The 16,648-nt window shown below is 48.7% G+C and carries 16 protein-coding genes; 12 read left to right on the top strand and 4 right to left on the bottom strand.

Annotation, left to right across the window (positions count from 1 at the left end; genetic code table 11):
• Window positions 1–458: 458 nt before the first annotated feature.
• From PMI05_RS03395 to PMI05_RS03380, 4 genes are read left to right on the top strand one after another with little or no spacing between them, the layout of a single operon-like run.
• Window positions 459–887 carry a MarR family winged helix-turn-helix transcriptional regulator gene (locus PMI05_RS03395; RefSeq protein ID WP_007717234.1) on the top strand — a complete coding sequence of 143 codons (429 nt, stop codon included), beginning with the start codon at window positions 459–461 and terminating at the stop codon, window positions 885–887.
• A 9-nt stretch (window positions 888–896) separates the two neighbouring features.
• Complete coding sequence (locus PMI05_RS03390; protein ID WP_007717233.1) at window positions 897–1,556, top strand: HlyD family secretion protein; 660 nt, start codon at window positions 897–899, stop codon at window positions 1,554–1,556.
• A gap of 6 nt (window positions 1,557–1,562) precedes the next feature.
• Window positions 1,563–2,792 (top strand): efflux RND transporter periplasmic adaptor subunit, encoded by a 1,230-nt coding sequence (locus PMI05_RS03385; protein ID WP_007717232.1) that lies wholly within the window; start codon window positions 1,563–1,565, stop codon window positions 2,790–2,792.
• Window positions 2,793–2,807: 15 nt separating this feature from the next.
• Entirely contained in the window at window positions 2,808–4,382 is a 1,575-nt protein-coding gene (locus tag PMI05_RS03380) for a DHA2 family efflux MFS transporter permease subunit (RefSeq protein WP_007717231.1), read from the top strand.
• A gap of 61 nt (window positions 4,383–4,443) precedes the next feature.
• Here the strand turns inward: PMI05_RS03380 and PMI05_RS30635 are convergent, their stop codons facing one another.
• Complete coding sequence (locus tag PMI05_RS30635) at window positions 4,444–4,584, bottom strand: hypothetical protein (protein ID WP_157230837.1); 141 nt, start codon at window positions 4,582–4,584, stop codon at window positions 4,444–4,446.
• Window positions 4,547–5,491, bottom strand: coding sequence for a DMT family transporter (locus PMI05_RS03375; protein ID WP_007717230.1), 945 nt, complete (start codon window positions 5,489–5,491; stop codon window positions 4,547–4,549). Before PMI05_RS03375 ends, PMI05_RS30635 begins: the two co-directional genes overlap by 38 nt.
• A gap of 130 nt (window positions 5,492–5,621) precedes the next feature.
• On the opposite strand from PMI05_RS03375, the gene PMI05_RS03370 reads away from it, so the two are divergent.
• Entirely contained in the window at window positions 5,622–6,365 is a 744-nt protein-coding gene (locus PMI05_RS03370) for an N-acetylmuramoyl-L-alanine amidase (protein ID WP_007717229.1), read from the top strand.
• On the opposite strand, the gene PMI05_RS03365 is transcribed toward PMI05_RS03370, so the two are convergent.
• Window positions 6,336–7,118 (bottom strand): divergent polysaccharide deacetylase family protein, encoded by a 783-nt coding sequence (locus PMI05_RS03365; protein ID WP_007717228.1) that lies wholly within the window; start codon window positions 7,116–7,118, stop codon window positions 6,336–6,338. The two genes, PMI05_RS03370 and PMI05_RS03365, sit on opposite strands and share 30 nt — an antisense overlap.
• 141 nt (window positions 7,119–7,259) lie before the next feature.
• Between PMI05_RS03365 and polA the strand changes: the two genes are divergently transcribed.
• The 5 genes from polA (at window position 7,260) to PMI05_RS03340 (ending at window position 13,234) form a co-directional block, all read left to right on the top strand.
• Entirely contained in the window at window positions 7,260–9,908 is a 2,649-nt protein-coding gene (gene polA / locus PMI05_RS03360; protein ID WP_007717227.1) for a DNA polymerase I, read from the top strand.
• 47 nt (window positions 9,909–9,955) lie between these two features.
• Window positions 9,956–10,786 carry a DNA-formamidopyrimidine glycosylase gene (gene mutM, locus PMI05_RS03355; protein WP_007717226.1) on the top strand — a complete coding sequence of 277 codons (831 nt, stop codon included), beginning with the start codon at window positions 9,956–9,958 and terminating at the stop codon, window positions 10,784–10,786.
• A gap of 56 nt (window positions 10,787–10,842) precedes the next feature.
• Entirely contained in the window at window positions 10,843–11,451 is a 609-nt protein-coding gene (coaE, locus tag PMI05_RS03350; RefSeq protein WP_039960162.1) for a dephospho-CoA kinase, read from the top strand.
• Window positions 11,448–12,011 carry a lytic transglycosylase domain-containing protein gene (locus PMI05_RS03345; protein ID WP_007717222.1) on the top strand — a complete coding sequence of 188 codons (564 nt, stop codon included), beginning with the start codon at window positions 11,448–11,450 and terminating at the stop codon, window positions 12,009–12,011. The genes coaE and PMI05_RS03345 overlap by 4 nt, the downstream gene beginning before the upstream one ends.
• 176 nt (window positions 12,012–12,187) lie before the next feature.
• Window positions 12,188–13,234: a glyceraldehyde-3-phosphate dehydrogenase gene (locus PMI05_RS03340; RefSeq protein ID WP_007717219.1), complete on the top strand. Its 1,047-nt coding sequence runs from the start codon at window positions 12,188–12,190 to the stop codon at window positions 13,232–13,234.
• A 60-nt stretch (window positions 13,235–13,294) separates the two neighbouring features.
• Here the strand turns inward: PMI05_RS03340 and PMI05_RS03335 are convergent, their stop codons facing one another.
• Window positions 13,295–14,428 (bottom strand): HD-GYP domain-containing protein, encoded by a 1,134-nt coding sequence (locus PMI05_RS03335; RefSeq protein WP_007717216.1) that lies wholly within the window; start codon window positions 14,426–14,428, stop codon window positions 13,295–13,297.
• Window positions 14,429–14,565: 137 nt separating this feature from the next.
• Here PMI05_RS03335 and nrdR point away from each other — a divergent pair, with 137 nt between their 5' ends.
• Together nrdR and PMI05_RS03325 are read left to right on the top strand one after the other, a co-directional pair.
• On the top strand, window positions 14,566–15,045 hold the full coding sequence (gene nrdR, locus PMI05_RS03330; RefSeq protein WP_007717214.1) for a transcriptional regulator NrdR: 480 nt from the start codon (window positions 14,566–14,568) through the stop codon (window positions 15,043–15,045).
• A gap of 152 nt (window positions 15,046–15,197) precedes the next feature.
• Complete coding sequence (locus PMI05_RS03325; RefSeq protein ID WP_007717213.1) at window positions 15,198–16,637, top strand: replication initiation and membrane attachment family protein; 1,440 nt, start codon at window positions 15,198–15,200, stop codon at window positions 16,635–16,637.
• The last annotated feature ends 11 nt before the right edge of the window (window positions 16,638–16,648 follow it).

Below are 16,648 nucleotides of genomic sequence, written 5' to 3'. Positions count from 1 at the left end.
CCACAAGTCGCTACGTCTGGAAATATTCTTCTCTGTCGTAACTGATTACATTCTTCTATCTTTTTAGGCATTAAAAAATCGGATCAAACGGAAAGCTCGTAGAGGAAACAGGAGAAAAAAGCGAAGATCTTAGGGACACCGCCCGAGGCGCAATGAAAAAAAGAGAAACGAGATCTTAGCGTCCACCTCTGAGACACCCCCTGAATGGACCACTTTGGACGCGGGTTTCGCTTTTTTTCATGGAGCCGGGCAGTCAATCCCGCAGCGGGTGGCCCTAGAAGCTGGAACGTTTTCTCCTGTTTCCTTCCCACCACGACAGTCCGACTAACGACTGCTTTTAAAAGGTTGCCTAGTTAAAGTTTAACCTAAAGAAATAGTTGCCACGGATAAAAAAACATCGTATAGTTTTCATGTGATAAATTTCGTACACGAAATATTACTTAAGAAAGGAGTGCACTATGAATAAATCACTGCATATTCGGGACTTGTTAAAACGGTTGAACAAGACATTTGGAACAATGGCCACAAAAGAACTGTCCCAATATGGTGTGACTGTCCCGCAGCTGATGGTCATTCGAGAAATACATCCTGATCCCAAAACGATCGGTCAGATAAGCAAAGCCGTAGATTTATCGTACAGCACCGTTTCTGGCATCATAGATCGTTTGGAACGAGAACAACTCGTAGAGCGCGTACGTGATGAGAATGACCGGCGTGTTGTCTGGATTCGTAAAACACCGAAGATTTCTGAGCTGTTCGCAAAGGTTGATTTTTTCTCAGAGAACTTTTACAAACGTATTTTCCATGGATTTTCCAATGAGGATTTAGACATCATTATTCAGTCGATGGAAACATTGATTGCGAAACTAGAAGAACGAGAAAGTTGAGGAGAAACCATGAAGCGAAAACTGGTTTTGTATGTCATTTTGCTCCTGATCGTGGCAGGTGGTGGAGGAATCGGTTACTACTATTGGTATCAAGGTGCACATTATGTGTCCACACAAGATGCTCGGATTGCGGGAGACATTTATCGCGTCATGCCAAAAATGACAGGCAAACTGACCGGACTCGCTGTCAAAGAAGGCGACACCGTTATAGCGGACCAAATCGTAGGACAGCAAGATACAACTAACGTAGCAACGACGATGCTGGAAAACAGCGTGTTGCGTTCGCCCATTACAGGTACTGTGATTAAAACGCAAGCAAAAGAGGGAGAGATTGTTTCGACAGGGCAATCGGTAGCTCTCGTGATTGACGAAAGCAAACTGTACATCTCCGCCAATTTGGAAGAGACTGAGATCGAACGGTTGAAACTCGGCCAAAAAGTCGATTTTACGATTGACGCTTACCCAGGTAAGAAATTGGGCGGTCATTTGATGGAGATCGGAAAAGCGACAAATTCTACATTTTCCTTGATGCCAGCGACCAATACGAGCGGGAACTTTACCAAAGTAACCCAGCGTATTCCGATCAAAATCGCCATAGATGACACAGCAGGTCTGGACCTCGTGGCCGGATTGAACGCCGAGATCAAAGTGCACGTGAAGGAGATGTAATCAAGCATGAAAAAGACAGCACAATGGAAAACAATCGCTGCAGTCGTGGCGGCCGTTTCGCTTATTACGGCGGGCTGTAGCGAGACATCTTCTGCATCGCAAGCGAGCGAGAACGTCCCTGTCGTGAAGACGTGGAAGGTGACCTCTGCCTCTACCGGCGTCATTGCCAATGGTAAGGTGGTAGCATCTGAGGAGATCCAAGTCGTTTCTAAAGTATCTGGAAAAGCAGCGAGCGTGAAGGTAAAAGAAGGCGCAGTCGTCAAGCAAGGCGATGTTCTGGTCACGCTGGAGGCAGCCGATTATCAGCAGCAGATCAATCAGGCACAGGCAGCCATTGCAGGCGCTCAGGCAAAGCTGAGAGATACGAAAGCAGGTGCACGCAATGAGCAGCTGACGCAGCTTGGAAGTATTGTTACCCAGGCAGAAGCCAGCCTGAAGGTGGTCGAGAGCAACTACAACCGGATGAAAGCACTGTTTGATGCAGGCGCATTGTCCCAGGCGGAGCTGGAGAAATCTTCGCTCGAATTGGAAAAGGCGCGCACAGGTCTTGAACAAGCGCAAGCCCAATTCGATCTGGCAAAAGCAGGCCCAACTGCCGACACAGTAGCGGCTCTGCAAGCAGAAGTAAGCCGTTTGGGCTCCAATCTGGAGCTGGCGAAAAGCAATTATGACAATACCATTATTCGTGCGCCAATCACAGGTATCGTCGCCAAGCGCTCGGTTGACCCAGGAGAAATGGCAGCAGCGGGGACACCTCTCATGGTGCTAGTGAATATGGCAGATGTCAAAGTAGAAGCAAGCGTACCGGAAAACCAAATCAACCAAGTGAAGGTCGGTTCTACTGTTGATGTGAAGGTAGGCAGTCTGGGTGGGAAAGTGCTGAAAGGTACCGTTGAGTTTGTCTCTCCGATTTCGGATACAAACAGCAGTTCTTTCCCAGTCAAAGTGAAGGTAAATAATCAGGACGGCTTGCTGCGTGCAGGGATGGTAGCAGAAGTCATGCTCCAGGGTCAGGCAACGCCAGGAACAAAATTACCGACGTCAGCCGTGCAGGAAAAGGACAGCAAGCATTACGTCTATACCGTAAACGACAACGTTGTACACCAGGTGGAAGTAGCGGTGGAGAACGCAAGCGGCGAATGGACAACTGTCACGAACGGCGTCAAAGACAATGATCAAATTGTGCTGAACCCGACAGACAAACTGTCCGAGGGCAGCAAGGTGATCGCAAACTAACGGGGGTGTTGACACATGGCGGAAGCGGTGGCACACCGAGAGGAGAAAAGCGGGAACGGCGGCATGTGGCTGTCTCTTCTCGCCATCCTCTCAGGAACCTTCGTTGCGATTCTGAACAATAGCTTGATTAACGTTGCCCTACCTGCCATGGTCAATATTTTTGGTTCGACTACCGAGACCATGCAGTGGGTATTGACCGGATATATGCTGGCAAACGCCGTCATGATTCCGATGAGCGGCTCGTTGTCTGCCAAATTCGGGGCGAAAAAAATATTTGTACTCTCCTTATCCGCGTTTACTTTTTCGTCCATCCTTTGTGCCTTGGCGTGGAGTGACTCTTCGCTGATAGCCTTTCGCGTCGTGCAAGGTGTCAGTGGGGGGATGATCATGCCAATCGGGATGTCGATGATTTACATGATCGTTCCGCGTGAAAAGATCGGAATGGCATTGGGGATATTCGGTATTGCTTCGATGACTGCCCCTGCGTTGGGCCCGACATTGGGTGGATATCTCATCGAATTTTTAAGCTGGCAATTTCTTTTTCTGGTTGGTGTACCCTTTGGTATTTTTGCGGTGATCATGAGTATCGTTCTGCTCAAGGAAACGCCGAAAAAACCAGAGTTAAAGTTCGACTTTTTGGGAGCATTTCTTGCCATCGTCGGTTTCGGGACGCTGCTGCTTGCTTTAAGTAAAGGGCAAGCAGAGGGCTGGACCTCCTTTTTCATCGTCAGTCTGTTTTTCGTTGCCGTGATGAGCTTGATCCTGTTTGTTTGGGTGGAGCTGGGGAAAGATAGTCCGCTGCTTGATTTGCGGCTTTTGAAGATACCTACCTTCACCATCAGCATTTTGACATCCGGCTTCGTCATGATGGGGATGATGGGCGGTATCTTCCTGATGCCGATTTTCCTCCAAAACATTCAGGGATTGACGGCTATGGAGTCAGGAATCCTGCTGATGCCGCAGTCGATTGCCATGGCAATCATGATGCCAATCAGCGGAAAGCTGATGGATAAATACGGGATCGGACCGATTGGGCTGATCGGCTTGACCATCATGAGCATCACGACGTATGAACTGCACAATCTATCTGCTGACAGCATGCATTCGTGGATCGATATGATCTTGACCATTCGCGGGATTGGAATCGGATTGTGTATGATGACCCTGTCTACTGTAGGGATGAACGCCGTTCCACGTACAAGTGTGGGGGATGCCTCTCCGCTGTCCAATGTATTGCGTCAGGTCATGAGCTCGTTTGCCATTGCGATTTTGACAGTGATCATGCAGGCGCGTCAAAATTTCCACATGGCTTCAATCTCTGAAAACTTGAATACGGATATGGCGATGCAGTTTATCAGTGGCATTTCAGGCATGTATGCACAAGTAGGGGTAGATGCGGCGAGTGCGTCAGGGGGAGCCAGCGCGATTTTGTACGGAATGATGGCAAAAGAATCGTTGGTTCAAGGCATCGGGGATACTTTCCTCGCCTCCGTTATCCCTATTGTCCTCTCGATTCCACTTCTGTACTTCCTGCATAAAAAGCCGAAAAAAACGCAACAGGTACCAGCAGCCGAGAAGGCAACAGCCTAATAGCAAGGGGCAATTCCGCAAGTCTTATCGAAGACTTCTTAGGAATTGCCCCTTTTGTCTGTTAGGACATCATTTTAAATAACCAGTACAAAATCCGTCCTACGATGTAGCCAAGAAGAATTGTCCAGCCAATCTTCGCCCAAATACTCAGTCCCTTGACGAAATCACGCAAGCTTTTTCGGTTCTCCGGTTGCTTGTTCAATGGAGGACACTCCTTTAGCAGGTTGGTTAAAGCGAATGAACACATAAATGCCGGCGATAATGATCAAGCCGCCGATCCATTGCGGAGGCGTTACCACTTCACCCAAGATGAAGTAAGCGAGAATCGCAGTCCCGATCGGTTCTCCCAAAATCCCCATGGATATCGTCGTCGTATTGAGCCATTTAATAATCCAGTTAAAAATAGAATGTCCAAGCAAGGTCGGGAACAGGGCGAGACAGAAGAACCAGCCCCAATCTGCCGCAGGGTAACCGACGAGTGAATACCCGAAAGCCAGATCATAGGCAACCAGAATCACGCTGGTGGCCGTATAGACGACGAGTGTGTAGGCAAAGGAGGACATATGCTGGCGAACGTACTGCCCGACCAGCCAGTAGCCCGTCACGGTGACAGCTCCCATCAATGCGAGGAAATCACCCCACAGAGCCATGCCGCCTACTTGAAAATCTCCCCAGCCAATCACGAAGCTTCCCGCAATCGCCAGCAAGCCGCCTGATAGAGCCAGGAATCGAACTTTTTCACCAAAAAAGAAATAACCGCCGATGAATGCAAATAATGGCTGCAACGTAACGAGCACAGTAGAACTGGCTACAGACGTGTAGTTCAGCGATTCAAACCACAACAGAAAGTGGCTTGCCAAAAAGGCTCCGGATAAAATACAGAGTAGCCACACTTTTTTGGACATTTTTCCAATCTCTGCGATGGCACCACGATTCCAGATTAAAAAAGGAAGCGTTAAGAGAACAGAAAAAATCAGGCGATACGTAGCGATAATCGGAGCAGGTGCATCCGATAGCTTTACAAAGATCGCAGAAGAGGAAATGGCGATCACCCCGATTAAGAGAGCCAAATACGGGGGGAATAACGGTTTTTCCAAAGATTGATTCATTAGTACACCTTCTTATGCGGGTAAGATCATGTTTCATTATTGTAATTGTACAGTTGGATTAAAAAATTCACAATGTTATGTGTACCTCACCGCCTGAAAGGTTTCTTTTCAATCCGGTTATCCTACAGGCATGAGAAACTTACAGGCTATTTTCCGTATCGCTGCTTTCATACTTATCCTCATCTGTATCCCGACGCGAAGCGAGGCATTGCCGCTCACCCCATTTCACATTTTGATTGATGTAGGTCATGGGGGTGTAGATTCGGGAACCTCTTATGGGGATTTGTACGAAAAAGACATCAATCTGCAAATTGCCAAGCAACTATACCAACAGTTGACAGAAGCTGGCTATACGGTGGCCTTGAATCGGAACAAAGATATCGCACTGAGCGATGAGAATCGGTGGTTGGACAACCGATCAAGGCACATTCGGGATTTGGCGCAGAGGAAGAATTTGGCGAAAGAGATCGGTCCCCAGATGTTGCTCAGCCTGCATGTAAACTGGGCGTCTAATTCGCGGCGACGGGGTGCCATTCTTTTGTACCAAGATACCGAACAAAGCTATATGCTGGCAGAACTGCTGCAAAACTCGCTGAACAAGCTGACAGGGACGAGCAACCAGCCAGTCAGGGGGAAGACGTACTACATGCTGCGTCATAATTACTGTCCGTCTGTCATCGTAGAGATGGGTTTTATCAGCAATGTACATGACCGCGAAATGTTAACGAATCCCAAAGCACAAGAAAAAATCGCTCAGGCTATTACAGAAGCCGTGAGCGAATACGTAAAGCTGTCGGGAAATCTGAAAACGGAGGCTCGTGTGGAGGAGAGCTGGTGGCGAAAATTAATGAGCAGTTTGCTGGATAAGCTTTGAAATGGTTACAAATTCGGCCTCCTTCTGAATTCGCGGGATGTACTGGCGCAGAACGGAGGCTGTTTTCTTGCCAGGAGGCCCAACATGGCCGATCGCGATACATAAGGGATGGTTGTGGATTCGTTTGCAGACGAGCTCCATTTGCTTCGTAATATGTGGGACAGAGTACACGTCATCGAGAAAAATTTGATTCACTGCATGAGGCACGCCCATTTCAGCCGCGATTTTCGCCGCCACGCTTTTATCCGTGGTTTTGCTATCCAGGTAAATGAGCCCACGCTCCTTGACAACCTTCATGATGATGCGCATGATTCGCTCGTCAGCCGTTATTTTAGAGCCCATATGGTTGTTCATGCCAATCGCATGTGGTACATCGGCAATCGCTTTCTCCACGCGACTGCGAATCTCATCGTCGGACAGATCAGCCGTAATAGCTCCAGGACCGAGCCAGGAGCGTTTTCCTTTCATCGGCTCCATCGGCATGTGAACGAGTACATCATGTCCTTTTTGATGGGCGAGCTCGGCATCCTGCTTCGTGCTTGGCAGAAACGGCATGACGGCAACGGTTAGAGGGACTGGCATCGATAATATTTCCTCCGTCCCTTGCATGTTGTTCCCGAAGTCATCAATGACAAAAGCCATCAGCTTTTTGTCAGCGGGCTCAGGCTCTGCATGTGGGGTCGCTGCTACTGGTATTGACCCGAAGGAAAGAAATAGCGTGAGCAAGAGCGGAATCATTTTCCTCCCATTCATAGGTTCACCTTCCTTGTCCATTTTTTTCATAGTCTGTTCAATCACCTTGTTCTTTACCCGCCATATCTACGGCTTGGCTTTGATGTTTGCCCTATGTTACGATTAAAGATAGTAGTTTTGTAACGAGAGGGGTCGAATTCCTTGAGTCATTTTGTGTTGATTGACGGAAACAGTGTTGCGAACCGGGCGTTTTATGCGCTCCCTTTATTGTCTACATCGGCAGGACTGCATACGAACGCAGTGCTGGGCTTTACGACTATGCTGTTAAAAGTGTTGGAGGAAATGAAGCCAACGCATATCATGGTTGCTTTTGACGCGGGAAAAGTCGTGTTTCGCCATAGCGAGTATGCAGAGTACAAAGGGGGACGCAGCAAAACTCCGCCGGAGCTGTCTGAACAGTTTCCACTGATTCGGGAGCTGTTGGATGCCTTCTCAATCAAACGCTTCGAGCTAGAAGGCTACGAGGCGGATGACATTATCGGTACGTTGACGAAGCAGGCAGATGAGCAAGCTTGGAAAACGACTGTCATTACCGGAGACAAAGATATGCTGCAGCTCGTGTCTGAGCATGTATCCGTCGCTTTGACGCGCAAGGGTGTAAGTGAAATCGAGTTCTACACTCCGCAAGAAATTCACGAAAAGTACGGCCTTAAGCCGCTGCAAATAATTGATCTGAAAGGCTTGATGGGGGATTCGTCCGACAACATTCCAGGTGTCCCTGGTGTTGGGGAGAAAACAGCTTTGAAGCTGCTGCACGAATACGGCTCTGTTGAGCAGGTACTGGAAAACATCGATAAAGTGTCAGGCAAAAAGCTGCAAGAGAACCTGCGTGAGAATGTAGACAAGGCGAACATGAGTAAAGCCTTGGCAACCATTTTGCGTGAAGCGCCTGTGGAGCTGGATGTGCAAGAGACTGGCTATGAAGGCTATGAGGGTGTACCTCTAAGCGAGTTCTTTAAAAAGATGGAGTTCAAATCGCTGCTGTCCAAGATCAAAGTGGCACAGCCAGTAGATGGAAGCGGACAAGCAGACGCCAAGCCGTTTTCGTTTGAGATGATTGCAGAGGAAAACAAAGCGGCGTACGAGTCCAAGCTGACTTCGCCAATGGCTCTTTACATCGAAATGGACGGGGAAAACTATCACCATGCGCCATTCCTCGGAATTGGACTGGCTGTGGAAGATACGGTGATGTTCGTTCCGTGGGACGTAGCTAAGGAATGGAAGGCACTCTGTGAGTGGCTGGCTGATCCGACGAAGGAGAAGTGGGTATTTGACGGCAAGCGAGACACGGTTGGACTCGCTTGGCATGATTTGGCGATAAAAGGCATCAGCTTTGATGTGTACCTCGCTTCTTACCTGCTGAATGCGGCTGAGAGCAACCCAACCTTGGATAGCATTGCGGCCCAATACGCACAGACACGAGTATTGTCAGATGAAGAGGTGTACGGCAAGGGTGCCAAACGTCTTGTTCCTGAAATGGACGTGCTGAGCGAGCATGTGGCGCATAAAGCGGCTGCAATCTGGCAGAGCGTACCTGTATTGCGTGAGCAGTTGGCGGAAAACGAAATGGAAAAACTGCTCGGTGAATTGGAAGCCCCGCTGAGTATGGTACTGGCTCTCATGGAAAAGCAAGGCATCAAGGTAAACAGTGAACGCCTTGTGCAAATGGGGGAAGACTTGGACCAAAAGCTCGCGGGTCTGACAGATCAGATTTACGAGCTGGCGGGTGGGGCATTCAACATCAACTCGCCGAAGCAATTGGGTGAGATTTTGTTTGACCGCTTGTCTCTACCTGTATTGAAAAAGACCAAAACAGGTCCTTCTACCAGTGCGGATGTATTGGAGAAGCTCGCTCCGTACCATCCGATCATCGATGCGATCCTGATCTTCCGTCAGCTCGGTAAGCTCCGCTCTACGTATATTGAGGGCTTGACCAAGGAAATCCATACGAAGACGAGCAAGGTGCATACGCTTTATAACCAGGCGACTACGGCGACAGGGCGTCTGTCCAGTACGGATCCGAATCTGCAAAATATCCCGATCCGCATGGAAGAAGGACGCAAGATTCGCGAGGCGTTTATCCCGTCGGAGGACGGCTGGTACATGCTGGCGGCCGACTATTCCCAGATTGAATTGCGGATTTTGGCCCACATTTCGCAAGACGAAAATTTGATTGACGCCTTCCAAAAAGGAATGGATATTCATACCCGCACCGCCATGGACGTATTTGGTGTGAGTAAGGAAGAAGTGACCTCGCTAATGCGCCGTCAGGCAAAAGCGGTCAACTTCGGGATTGTATACGGCATCAGCGACTACGGTCTGTCGCAAAACCTCAATATTACCCGTAAAGAAGCCGGGGACTTCATTGAGCGTTACTTTGATGTCTTCTCCGGTGTGAAGCGCTGGATGGACGAGATTGTCCAACAGGCGAAGGCGGATGGCTATGTGACGACCTTGTTGAACCGCCGTCGCTACCTGCCTGATATTCGCAGCAGCAACTTTAACCTGCGTTCGTTTGCCGAGCGTACTGCGATGAACACACCGATCCAGGGTACTGCTGCCGATGTGATCAAGCTGGCGATGATTCGCATGCAGGAGGCAATCGAGGAGAAAGGTCTCGCTAGCCGCATGCTTTTACAGGTGCACGATGAGCTTGTATTTGAAGTGCCAGAAAATGAGCTGGAGGTCATGCGCAAGCTGGTGCCAGAAGTGATGGAGAGTGCGCTGTCCCTCAACGTGCCACTCAAGGTGGATGTCAGTGACGGACGTACCTGGTACGATGCGAAGTAGGCATGCCTAGAACATAAGATGGATAGACAGCGAGAGGAGGAGGGCATATGCCAGAATTGCCTGAGGTAGAAACCGTCGTACGGACTCTGCGTGGCTTGGTTATGGGAAAAACGATCGAGAGAGTAAGTGTTCATTTGGCGCGTATTGTGCGTCAGCCAGATGACGTGGAAGCTTTCAAATCTCTCTTGGTGGGACAAACCATCCAGGATATCCAACGGCGGGCAAAATTCATTCAGTTTTTCTTAAACGAGGATGTGCTCGTGTCCCATCTGCGTATGGAAGGGCGCTACGGCGTGTATCAGGCGGATGATCCCGTTGAGAAGCATACCCATGTCGTCTTCCATTTTACGGACGGAACAGAGCTGCGTTATCGGGATGTTCGTCAGTTTGGGACGATGGATCTGTTCCCTAAGGGGAAGGAAACAACCGTCGGACCTTTGGCAAAACTGGGGGTAGAACCGCTAGATAAAAGTTTTACTCCCGAAGTTTTGGGGAAATTGTTAAAAGGACGGTCAACAAAAATTAAGCCGCTTCTCCTAAACCAGGAATGTATTGTAGGACTGGGGAATATTTATGTGGACGAGTCACTCTTTAAAGCAGGCATTCATCCGGAGAAACCAGCAGGAAAGCTGACAGATAAAGAAGTTATCCGACTGCACGAAAGCATCGTCTCTACTTTGCAAGAAGCGGTAGAACAAGGTGGTAGCTCCATCAAGTCGTATGTGAACGGACAGGGCGAGATGGGAATGTTCCAGCAATCGCTATTAGTTTATGGACGAAAAGATGAGGCGTGCACGAAGTGCGGGGCCGAAATCATTCGGTTTGTAGTCGGCGGCAGAGGGACGCATATTTGTCCCGATTGCCAAAAGAACCAGTAACTAACTTCGAGAAGTTTTTCACAAAGCAGTTATATCAGTTCGACCAAGGGAGGAGGATGGGCATGATACTAGGATTAACAGGCGGAATTGCCACTGGGAAAAGCACGGTTACAGGTATGCTTCGAGAGCGCGGAATTCCTGTCATTGACGCTGACCAGATCGCCAGAGAGGTTGTAGAACCAGGTAAACTGGCCTATGAAGCGATCGTGCGCCATTTTGGAAGAGAAATCCTATTGGAAGATGGTCAGATTGATCGGAAAAAACTAGGTGAGATCGTGTTTTCGGACGAGTCCGAGCGTCAAAAGCTGAACGCCATCGTCCATCCCGAGGTACGCCGCGTCATGCGGGAAGAGGCCGAAACAGCAGAAGCGAATGGAGCCGAGATCGTCTTTATGGACATTCCTCTGCTGTATGAGAGCAAGCTTACGCATATGGTAGAAAAAATCGTGGTCGTCTATGCGCCCTACGAGATGCAATTGGCGAGAATGCTGGAGCGCGACGAATTGGAAGAAGAACAAGCACGAAAAAGACTGCGGGCGCAGTTTCCCATTGATCAGAAGAAGCAGGGCGCAGACTTTTTGATCGATAATTCTGGTTCGCGTGAAGAAACCGAGCGTCAAGTGGAGGCGGTATTGGCCGCGATTCGATCGGAGCGTCAATCATGAGTTTTGGCAAACGTGCAGCATTGATTTTGCTCGTTTTGGCGAGTGTATTTCTGCTGCTAAACACGCCATTGGTGTGGAAATGGATGTACCCGATCAAATATGAGCAACAGATTGTGACGGCTGCACTAAAATATGAGGTGGATCCTTATTTGGTATTAGCCGTCATTCGTTCCGAGAGTGGGTTTGCGACAGATCGCGTTTCGAAAAAAGGTGCGGTCGGGCTCATGCAAATCATGCCGGATACAGCGCAGTGGATCGTCAAGGAGGCAGGCTTCCGTCCAAAGGACAGCGAATACTTGTACGACCCCGTCATGAACATCGAGATTGGGACATGGTATCTCGATTTTTTGCTGTCCCGCTATGATGGCGATATCGTCAAAGTCATTGCAGCCTACAACGCCGGTCCGGGCAAAGTAAACGGATGGCTCGCGAGTGAGCAATGGAACGGAACTCGCGAGACGATTGAGGACATTCCATATGGGGAGACCCGTCAATATGTCCAGCGAGTGCTCTATTATCATGATCGTTATAAAAATATATACGACTTTCAATTACGTTAAAAATCATGAAAAGCCGCTTCTCTTGCTGATAAGAGAGCGGCTTTTTCCTCTTTTTTTTGGGTAGGGTAAATCGTCCAAATATTTATTTTTCAGTAAAACACATTGATAATTGTGTCATACTTATTATAATAAAAGTATCAGATAAGCGTAACTCAATTCGAAAGGGGTTTCTATATATGACAATTAAAATCGGTATTAATGGTTTCGGACGTATTGGCCGCATGGTATTCCGCCGCGCTATTCAGGACCCCAACATTGAAATCGTTGCAATCAACGCTAGCTATCCAGCGGAGACGCTTGCACATTTGTTGAAATATGACACGATCCACGGACGCCTGCAAAATAAAGTGGAAGTCCAAGACAACAAGATTATCGTAGATGGAAAAGCAACAGTTGTACTGTCTGACCGTGATCCGCTGAAGCTGCCTTGGGGTGACCTCGGAGTCGAGATCGTTGTAGAGGCTACAGGTAAATTCAACAATCGCGAAGGTGCTGGCAAGCACCTGCAAAGCGGTGCGAAAAAAGTTGTGATTACAGCACCAGCGAAAGAAGAAGACGTTACGATTGTGATGGGTGTAAACGAAGGCACCTACGACCATGCCAATCATCACATTATCTCCAATGCTTCCTGCACAACCAACTGTCTCGCACCTGTGGCAAAAGTGCTCAACGATGCATTCGGTATCGAACAAGGTCTCATGACTACCATTCACTCGTTTACAAACGATCAGGTGAATCTCGACAATCCGCATAAAGACCTGCGTCGTGCACGTGCAGCTAGCGAGTCCATCATTCCAACGACGACAGGAGCTGCTCGTGCAGTAGGAATCGTTTTGCCAGAATTGAATGGCAAACTAAACGGTTTTTCCTTGCGCGTACCGACTCCAAACGTTTCTGTAGTAGACTTGGTGGTCAATACGAAGAAGCCAGTTACATTGGACGAAGTAAACCGCGTCCTGCGTGAAGCGAGCGAAGGCAGCATGAAAGGCTACCTCGAGTTCTGCGATGAGCCGCTCGTATCCAGCGATTTCAATGGCAACGATCACTCCTCGATCATCGACGGTCTGTCTACGATGGTAATGGGAGACAATCAGGTGAAAGTGATTGCTTGGTACGATAACGAGTGGGGCTACTCCTGCCGCGTCGTAGACCTGGTTCGCCACGTATCTGAGCAGCACAATCAAGCTGAAACAAAAGAAGCAGCTGCCGTTGGTGTAAAATAAGCAGCATAAACAAAACCCCTTTGCCGATTTCGAGCAAAGGGGTTTTTGGTTGCTTCGTATTTACGATGAGGTAGGAGATTCATCTAATGAGTTCACGTTAAACAGATCATCATCTTCAAAGCCGACAATGAACAGTCGGATGTTCGCCTTGAGATCGAGGTCATAAGGGGTAGGAACATCGTTTCCTCGGCCGTCCTTTAATACCCGTACAGTGGGACGATGTGAATAGTCTGGATCAACCCGACTCACTACCCCGACTTCACCAGTATTCAAAACGACGCTGCTTCCAATCGGGAAGATAGCAATGTGCTTGATAAAGGCATTTACTAGATGATGCTCGAATAGCGTACCGCCAGAGCCTAGGAGGTACTCGACAGCATCCTGTGGCATGTACCGCTTGCGCCATGGACGTGGGGAAGTCAATGAGTCATAAATATCACAGAGACCGACGATTTGTGCGAATTCGTGAATTTGCTTGCCGGATAATCCCTGTGGATAGCCACTTCCATTTAGCCGTTCATGGTGCTGCAAGCAGACGTGTGCTGACATAAGCGAGATGTCATGCTGCTTTCGTAACAAGTTAAAGCCAAGCATCGTGTGCTGTTTGGCGATTTCCTTCTCTTCGTCCGTCCAACGCTCTGTTTTTTGCAACAGCTCTTCAGGCAGGCTTATTTTGCCGATATCGTGCAGCATGGCGCCTACGCCTAGGTTTATGAGCTGTGTGCGATTGTAGCCCAGAGACATGCCCACAGCAGTCGCCAGCACGGCCACATTCACGGAGTGATGGTATAAGGATGGCGAATGAGAAGAGATCGTCGTCAAATGTCCAACCATTTGCTTGTTTTGCATCAGGTCGTCCAAAATAGAACTAAAGGCACGCTGAAAATGAAGGCCCATTTCTTTTAAGGAAATTTTCCGGGCCAGCTTGTTTGAGTTTGTAATTTGTTTGATCGTCTTCTCGATGGCTTCCACAGCTACTTGTCTAGTTTGTGGGCGAATCACTTCTTCCACAACGATGTCACTGGTACGGGGATCATCGATATACACCGAATCAACACCAGCTCGCTCTAATCCGGTGATGAGTCGTTCCGTTAATTGCATACCGGTTCCAAGTAGCACCTTTCCATCATCTGTGAAGACCGTACGTCCCAATTTCATTCCAGGCTGTAGGTGCTTTAAAGATACTAAACGCATGACTATCCCTCCAACAGTACCATAATTGTACTCCATTCGACTTATGCTTTAAATAGGTACAAGGATTGACTTGACTTCTGACAGGAATATGAGGGACACTGTAGACAAGTATTGTCAGTATTGGAGTTGATTCTGATATGCGTTGTCCATTTTGCGAATATAATGGGACTAGAGTCCTGGATTCACGTCCTTTCAATCATAATAAATCCATTCGTCGTCGCCGCGAGTGCGAAGCCTGCGAGCGCCGTTTTACTACCTTTGAAATGGTAGAAGAAACACCTTTGTTAATTGTGAAAAAGGACGGAACACGCGAGGAATTCAGTCGAGACAAGATATTGCGCGGATTAGTGCGTGCTTGCGAAAAGCGTCCCGTACCGTTGGAAGTGCTTGAAAATGTAGTGAACGACATTGAAAAAGAATTGCGCAGCTGCGGGCAAGCAGAGATCCAAAGCAATGACGTTGGGGAGAAGGTCATGGAGCGTTTATACCATGTCGATGAGGTCGCATATGTACGCTTCGCCTCTGTATACCGCCAATTCAAAGATATCAATGTATTTATGAAAGAGCTGGAGGAGCTATTGGCTCAAGCGCGAAATAGCTCGTTTCCAAAAGAATAGATAAGCTTTTTTCTGCCAGACTCGCAACTTCTCACTCGCTCTTGCGGCCGATCCGCTAGGGCTTCTTTGGCTTTCCAGCTGATTTTTCCGCGAATGAATGGGGAGTCGTGCTATAATAAAAGAATCGAATTTTGTCAGGAAGGAAAGATCTGATGCGTCGTTTAGTTTGGAACGAGTTGTTGCCGAAGGATCGTTATCTGGTGCGGATGGCAAGACCGATTGGCTTTGCCGAAATGGGCTTTGTTACGCAGCTATATTTGCCGATCATCGGTGTCGAATCGTACGCTTTCTACCAACTGCTCGTCCATGGCGTGCAGGAGGTGAGCGGAGCCTCCTCGGAGGGGACCCATCGCAGTTTGATGCTGACGACTTCGCTTTCTTTGGATCGGCTATTGGATGCGCGTGAACGTCTGGAGGCAATCGGGCTAGTCGAGGTGCGCCGCAGGGAAAATCAGCAGCGTGACTATTATTACGAGTACTTAATCAAACCGCCGCTTAGTCCGGCTGAGTTTTTTGCAGACTATGTACTGTCGTTGATGTTGTTAAACAAAATCGAAAATGTTCGCTATTCGCAACTGCGCCAGCATTATGCAGATACTCTTGGCAGTCAGTTGGATCAAGAATACTCCATTGTGGAAAACGTCACGAAAGATTTCCATGATGTGTTCCAGTCGTTGAAACAATCGGAGCTGGAAGTGAAAAAAGGGTCGGAGCGAGACCAATTTTTAACCGAGATGGACACCAGCTTCCCGCAAGCGCCGATGAAATCTGGCTATGAGGCACAGGTCAACCACTCGCTGAGCGTATCGTCCTTGCGCCTGTACTTGCCGGATAATGCCGACTCGGTCAAAGTTTTGGAAGGCAAGAGCATGGAGCTGTTGTTCTCGCTGTGCCATTTCTATCAGCTGGACAGCTGGGGGATGGGGCAGGAGCTGCGTGATTGGACGCTGTACAAATCGGATCGGAGCTTGGACGGAGAAGTTTTGCGCAAGCGTTTGGTACAACGCTACACGGAAGACAAGCTATACCGAACGGCGCCTGCAACTGACATGACAGAGGATGGCTGGGGACCTGGTCGCTTGCCTGAGCCTGGCAGTGAAGCCTTTATCCGTGCTTGTCGCCAGCTATCTCCGGTGACCCTGTTGGAAAAGGTCGTTGGTGGCAGAATCAGTAAGGTGTTTTTGGAACGTGCTGAAACGCTTGTATTTGCGGATGGGATGCAGCCGGAAGTCGTCAATGCGCTGCTGCTCCATACGCTAGCCAGCATGCAAATGGAGCTGCCAAAAGCGTACATGGAGACGATTCGTGATAGCTGGAAAGCGAAGCGGATCGCAACAGTTGACGAGGCAGTTAAACAGATCCTCGAACGTGCTGATCAACGGGCACAAACAGCCGAGAAGGCAAAAACGGGCAAGAAGGAATCTGCTCCTGTCAGACGCAACGGTAGAGCTATCTTGCAGGACAAGCTGCCAGCATCTGTCGAGTGGCAGCTGTCGCAGGAGAAAACCGCAACGGACGCTGAAAAGAAACAGTCCATTCAGGATTTTCCAGACTTGCAGAAAAGACTGGAAACCTTGCGAAAACGGAAATAAGGAGTGTGAGG

Origin of the sequence: Brevibacillus sp. BC25 (assembly GCF_000282075.1) — a bacterium.
Taxonomy (GTDB): Bacteria; Bacillota; Bacilli; order Brevibacillales; family Brevibacillaceae; genus Brevibacillus.
The sequence above is the reverse complement of the archived record's forward strand: the minus strand, read 5'-3'. Positions and strand labels throughout refer to the sequence as shown.

Excerpts from the sequence above, each read along its gene's own strand:
- nrdR (WP_007717214.1), top strand. The coding sequence starts at position 14,566 with ATGCGTTGTCCATTTTGCGAATATAATGGGACTAGAGTCCTGGATTCA.
- PMI05_RS03365 (WP_007717228.1), bottom strand. The coding sequence starts at position 7,118 with ATGAATGGGAGGAAAATGATTCCGCTCTTGCTCACGCTATTTCTTTCC.
- PMI05_RS03375 (WP_007717230.1), bottom strand. The coding sequence starts at position 5,491 with ATGAATCAATCTTTGGAAAAACCGTTATTCCCCCCGTATTTGGCTCTC.
- PMI05_RS03380 (WP_007717231.1), top strand. The coding sequence starts at position 2,808 with ATGGCGGAAGCGGTGGCACACCGAGAGGAGAAAAGCGGGAACGGCGGC.
- PMI05_RS03340 (WP_007717219.1), top strand. The coding sequence starts at position 12,188 with ATGACAATTAAAATCGGTATTAATGGTTTCGGACGTATTGGCCGCATG.
- PMI05_RS03345 (WP_007717222.1), top strand. The coding sequence starts at position 11,448 with ATGAGTTTTGGCAAACGTGCAGCATTGATTTTGCTCGTTTTGGCGAGT.
- mutM (WP_007717226.1), top strand. The coding sequence starts at position 9,956 with ATGCCAGAATTGCCTGAGGTAGAAACCGTCGTACGGACTCTGCGTGGC.
- PMI05_RS03390 (WP_007717233.1), top strand. The coding sequence starts at position 897 with ATGAAGCGAAAACTGGTTTTGTATGTCATTTTGCTCCTGATCGTGGCA.
- PMI05_RS03335 (WP_007717216.1), bottom strand. The coding sequence starts at position 14,428 with ATGCGTTTAGTATCTTTAAAGCACCTACAGCCTGGAATGAAATTGGGA.
- PMI05_RS03325 (WP_007717213.1), top strand. The coding sequence starts at position 15,198 with ATGCGTCGTTTAGTTTGGAACGAGTTGTTGCCGAAGGATCGTTATCTG.
- PMI05_RS03370 (WP_007717229.1), top strand. The coding sequence starts at position 5,622 with ATGAGAAACTTACAGGCTATTTTCCGTATCGCTGCTTTCATACTTATC.
- PMI05_RS03385 (WP_007717232.1), top strand. The coding sequence starts at position 1,563 with ATGAAAAAGACAGCACAATGGAAAACAATCGCTGCAGTCGTGGCGGCC.
- coaE (WP_039960162.1), top strand. The coding sequence starts at position 10,843 with ATGGGCATGATACTAGGATTAACAGGCGGAATTGCCACTGGGAAAAGC.
- PMI05_RS03395 (WP_007717234.1), top strand. The coding sequence starts at position 459 with ATGAATAAATCACTGCATATTCGGGACTTGTTAAAACGGTTGAACAAG.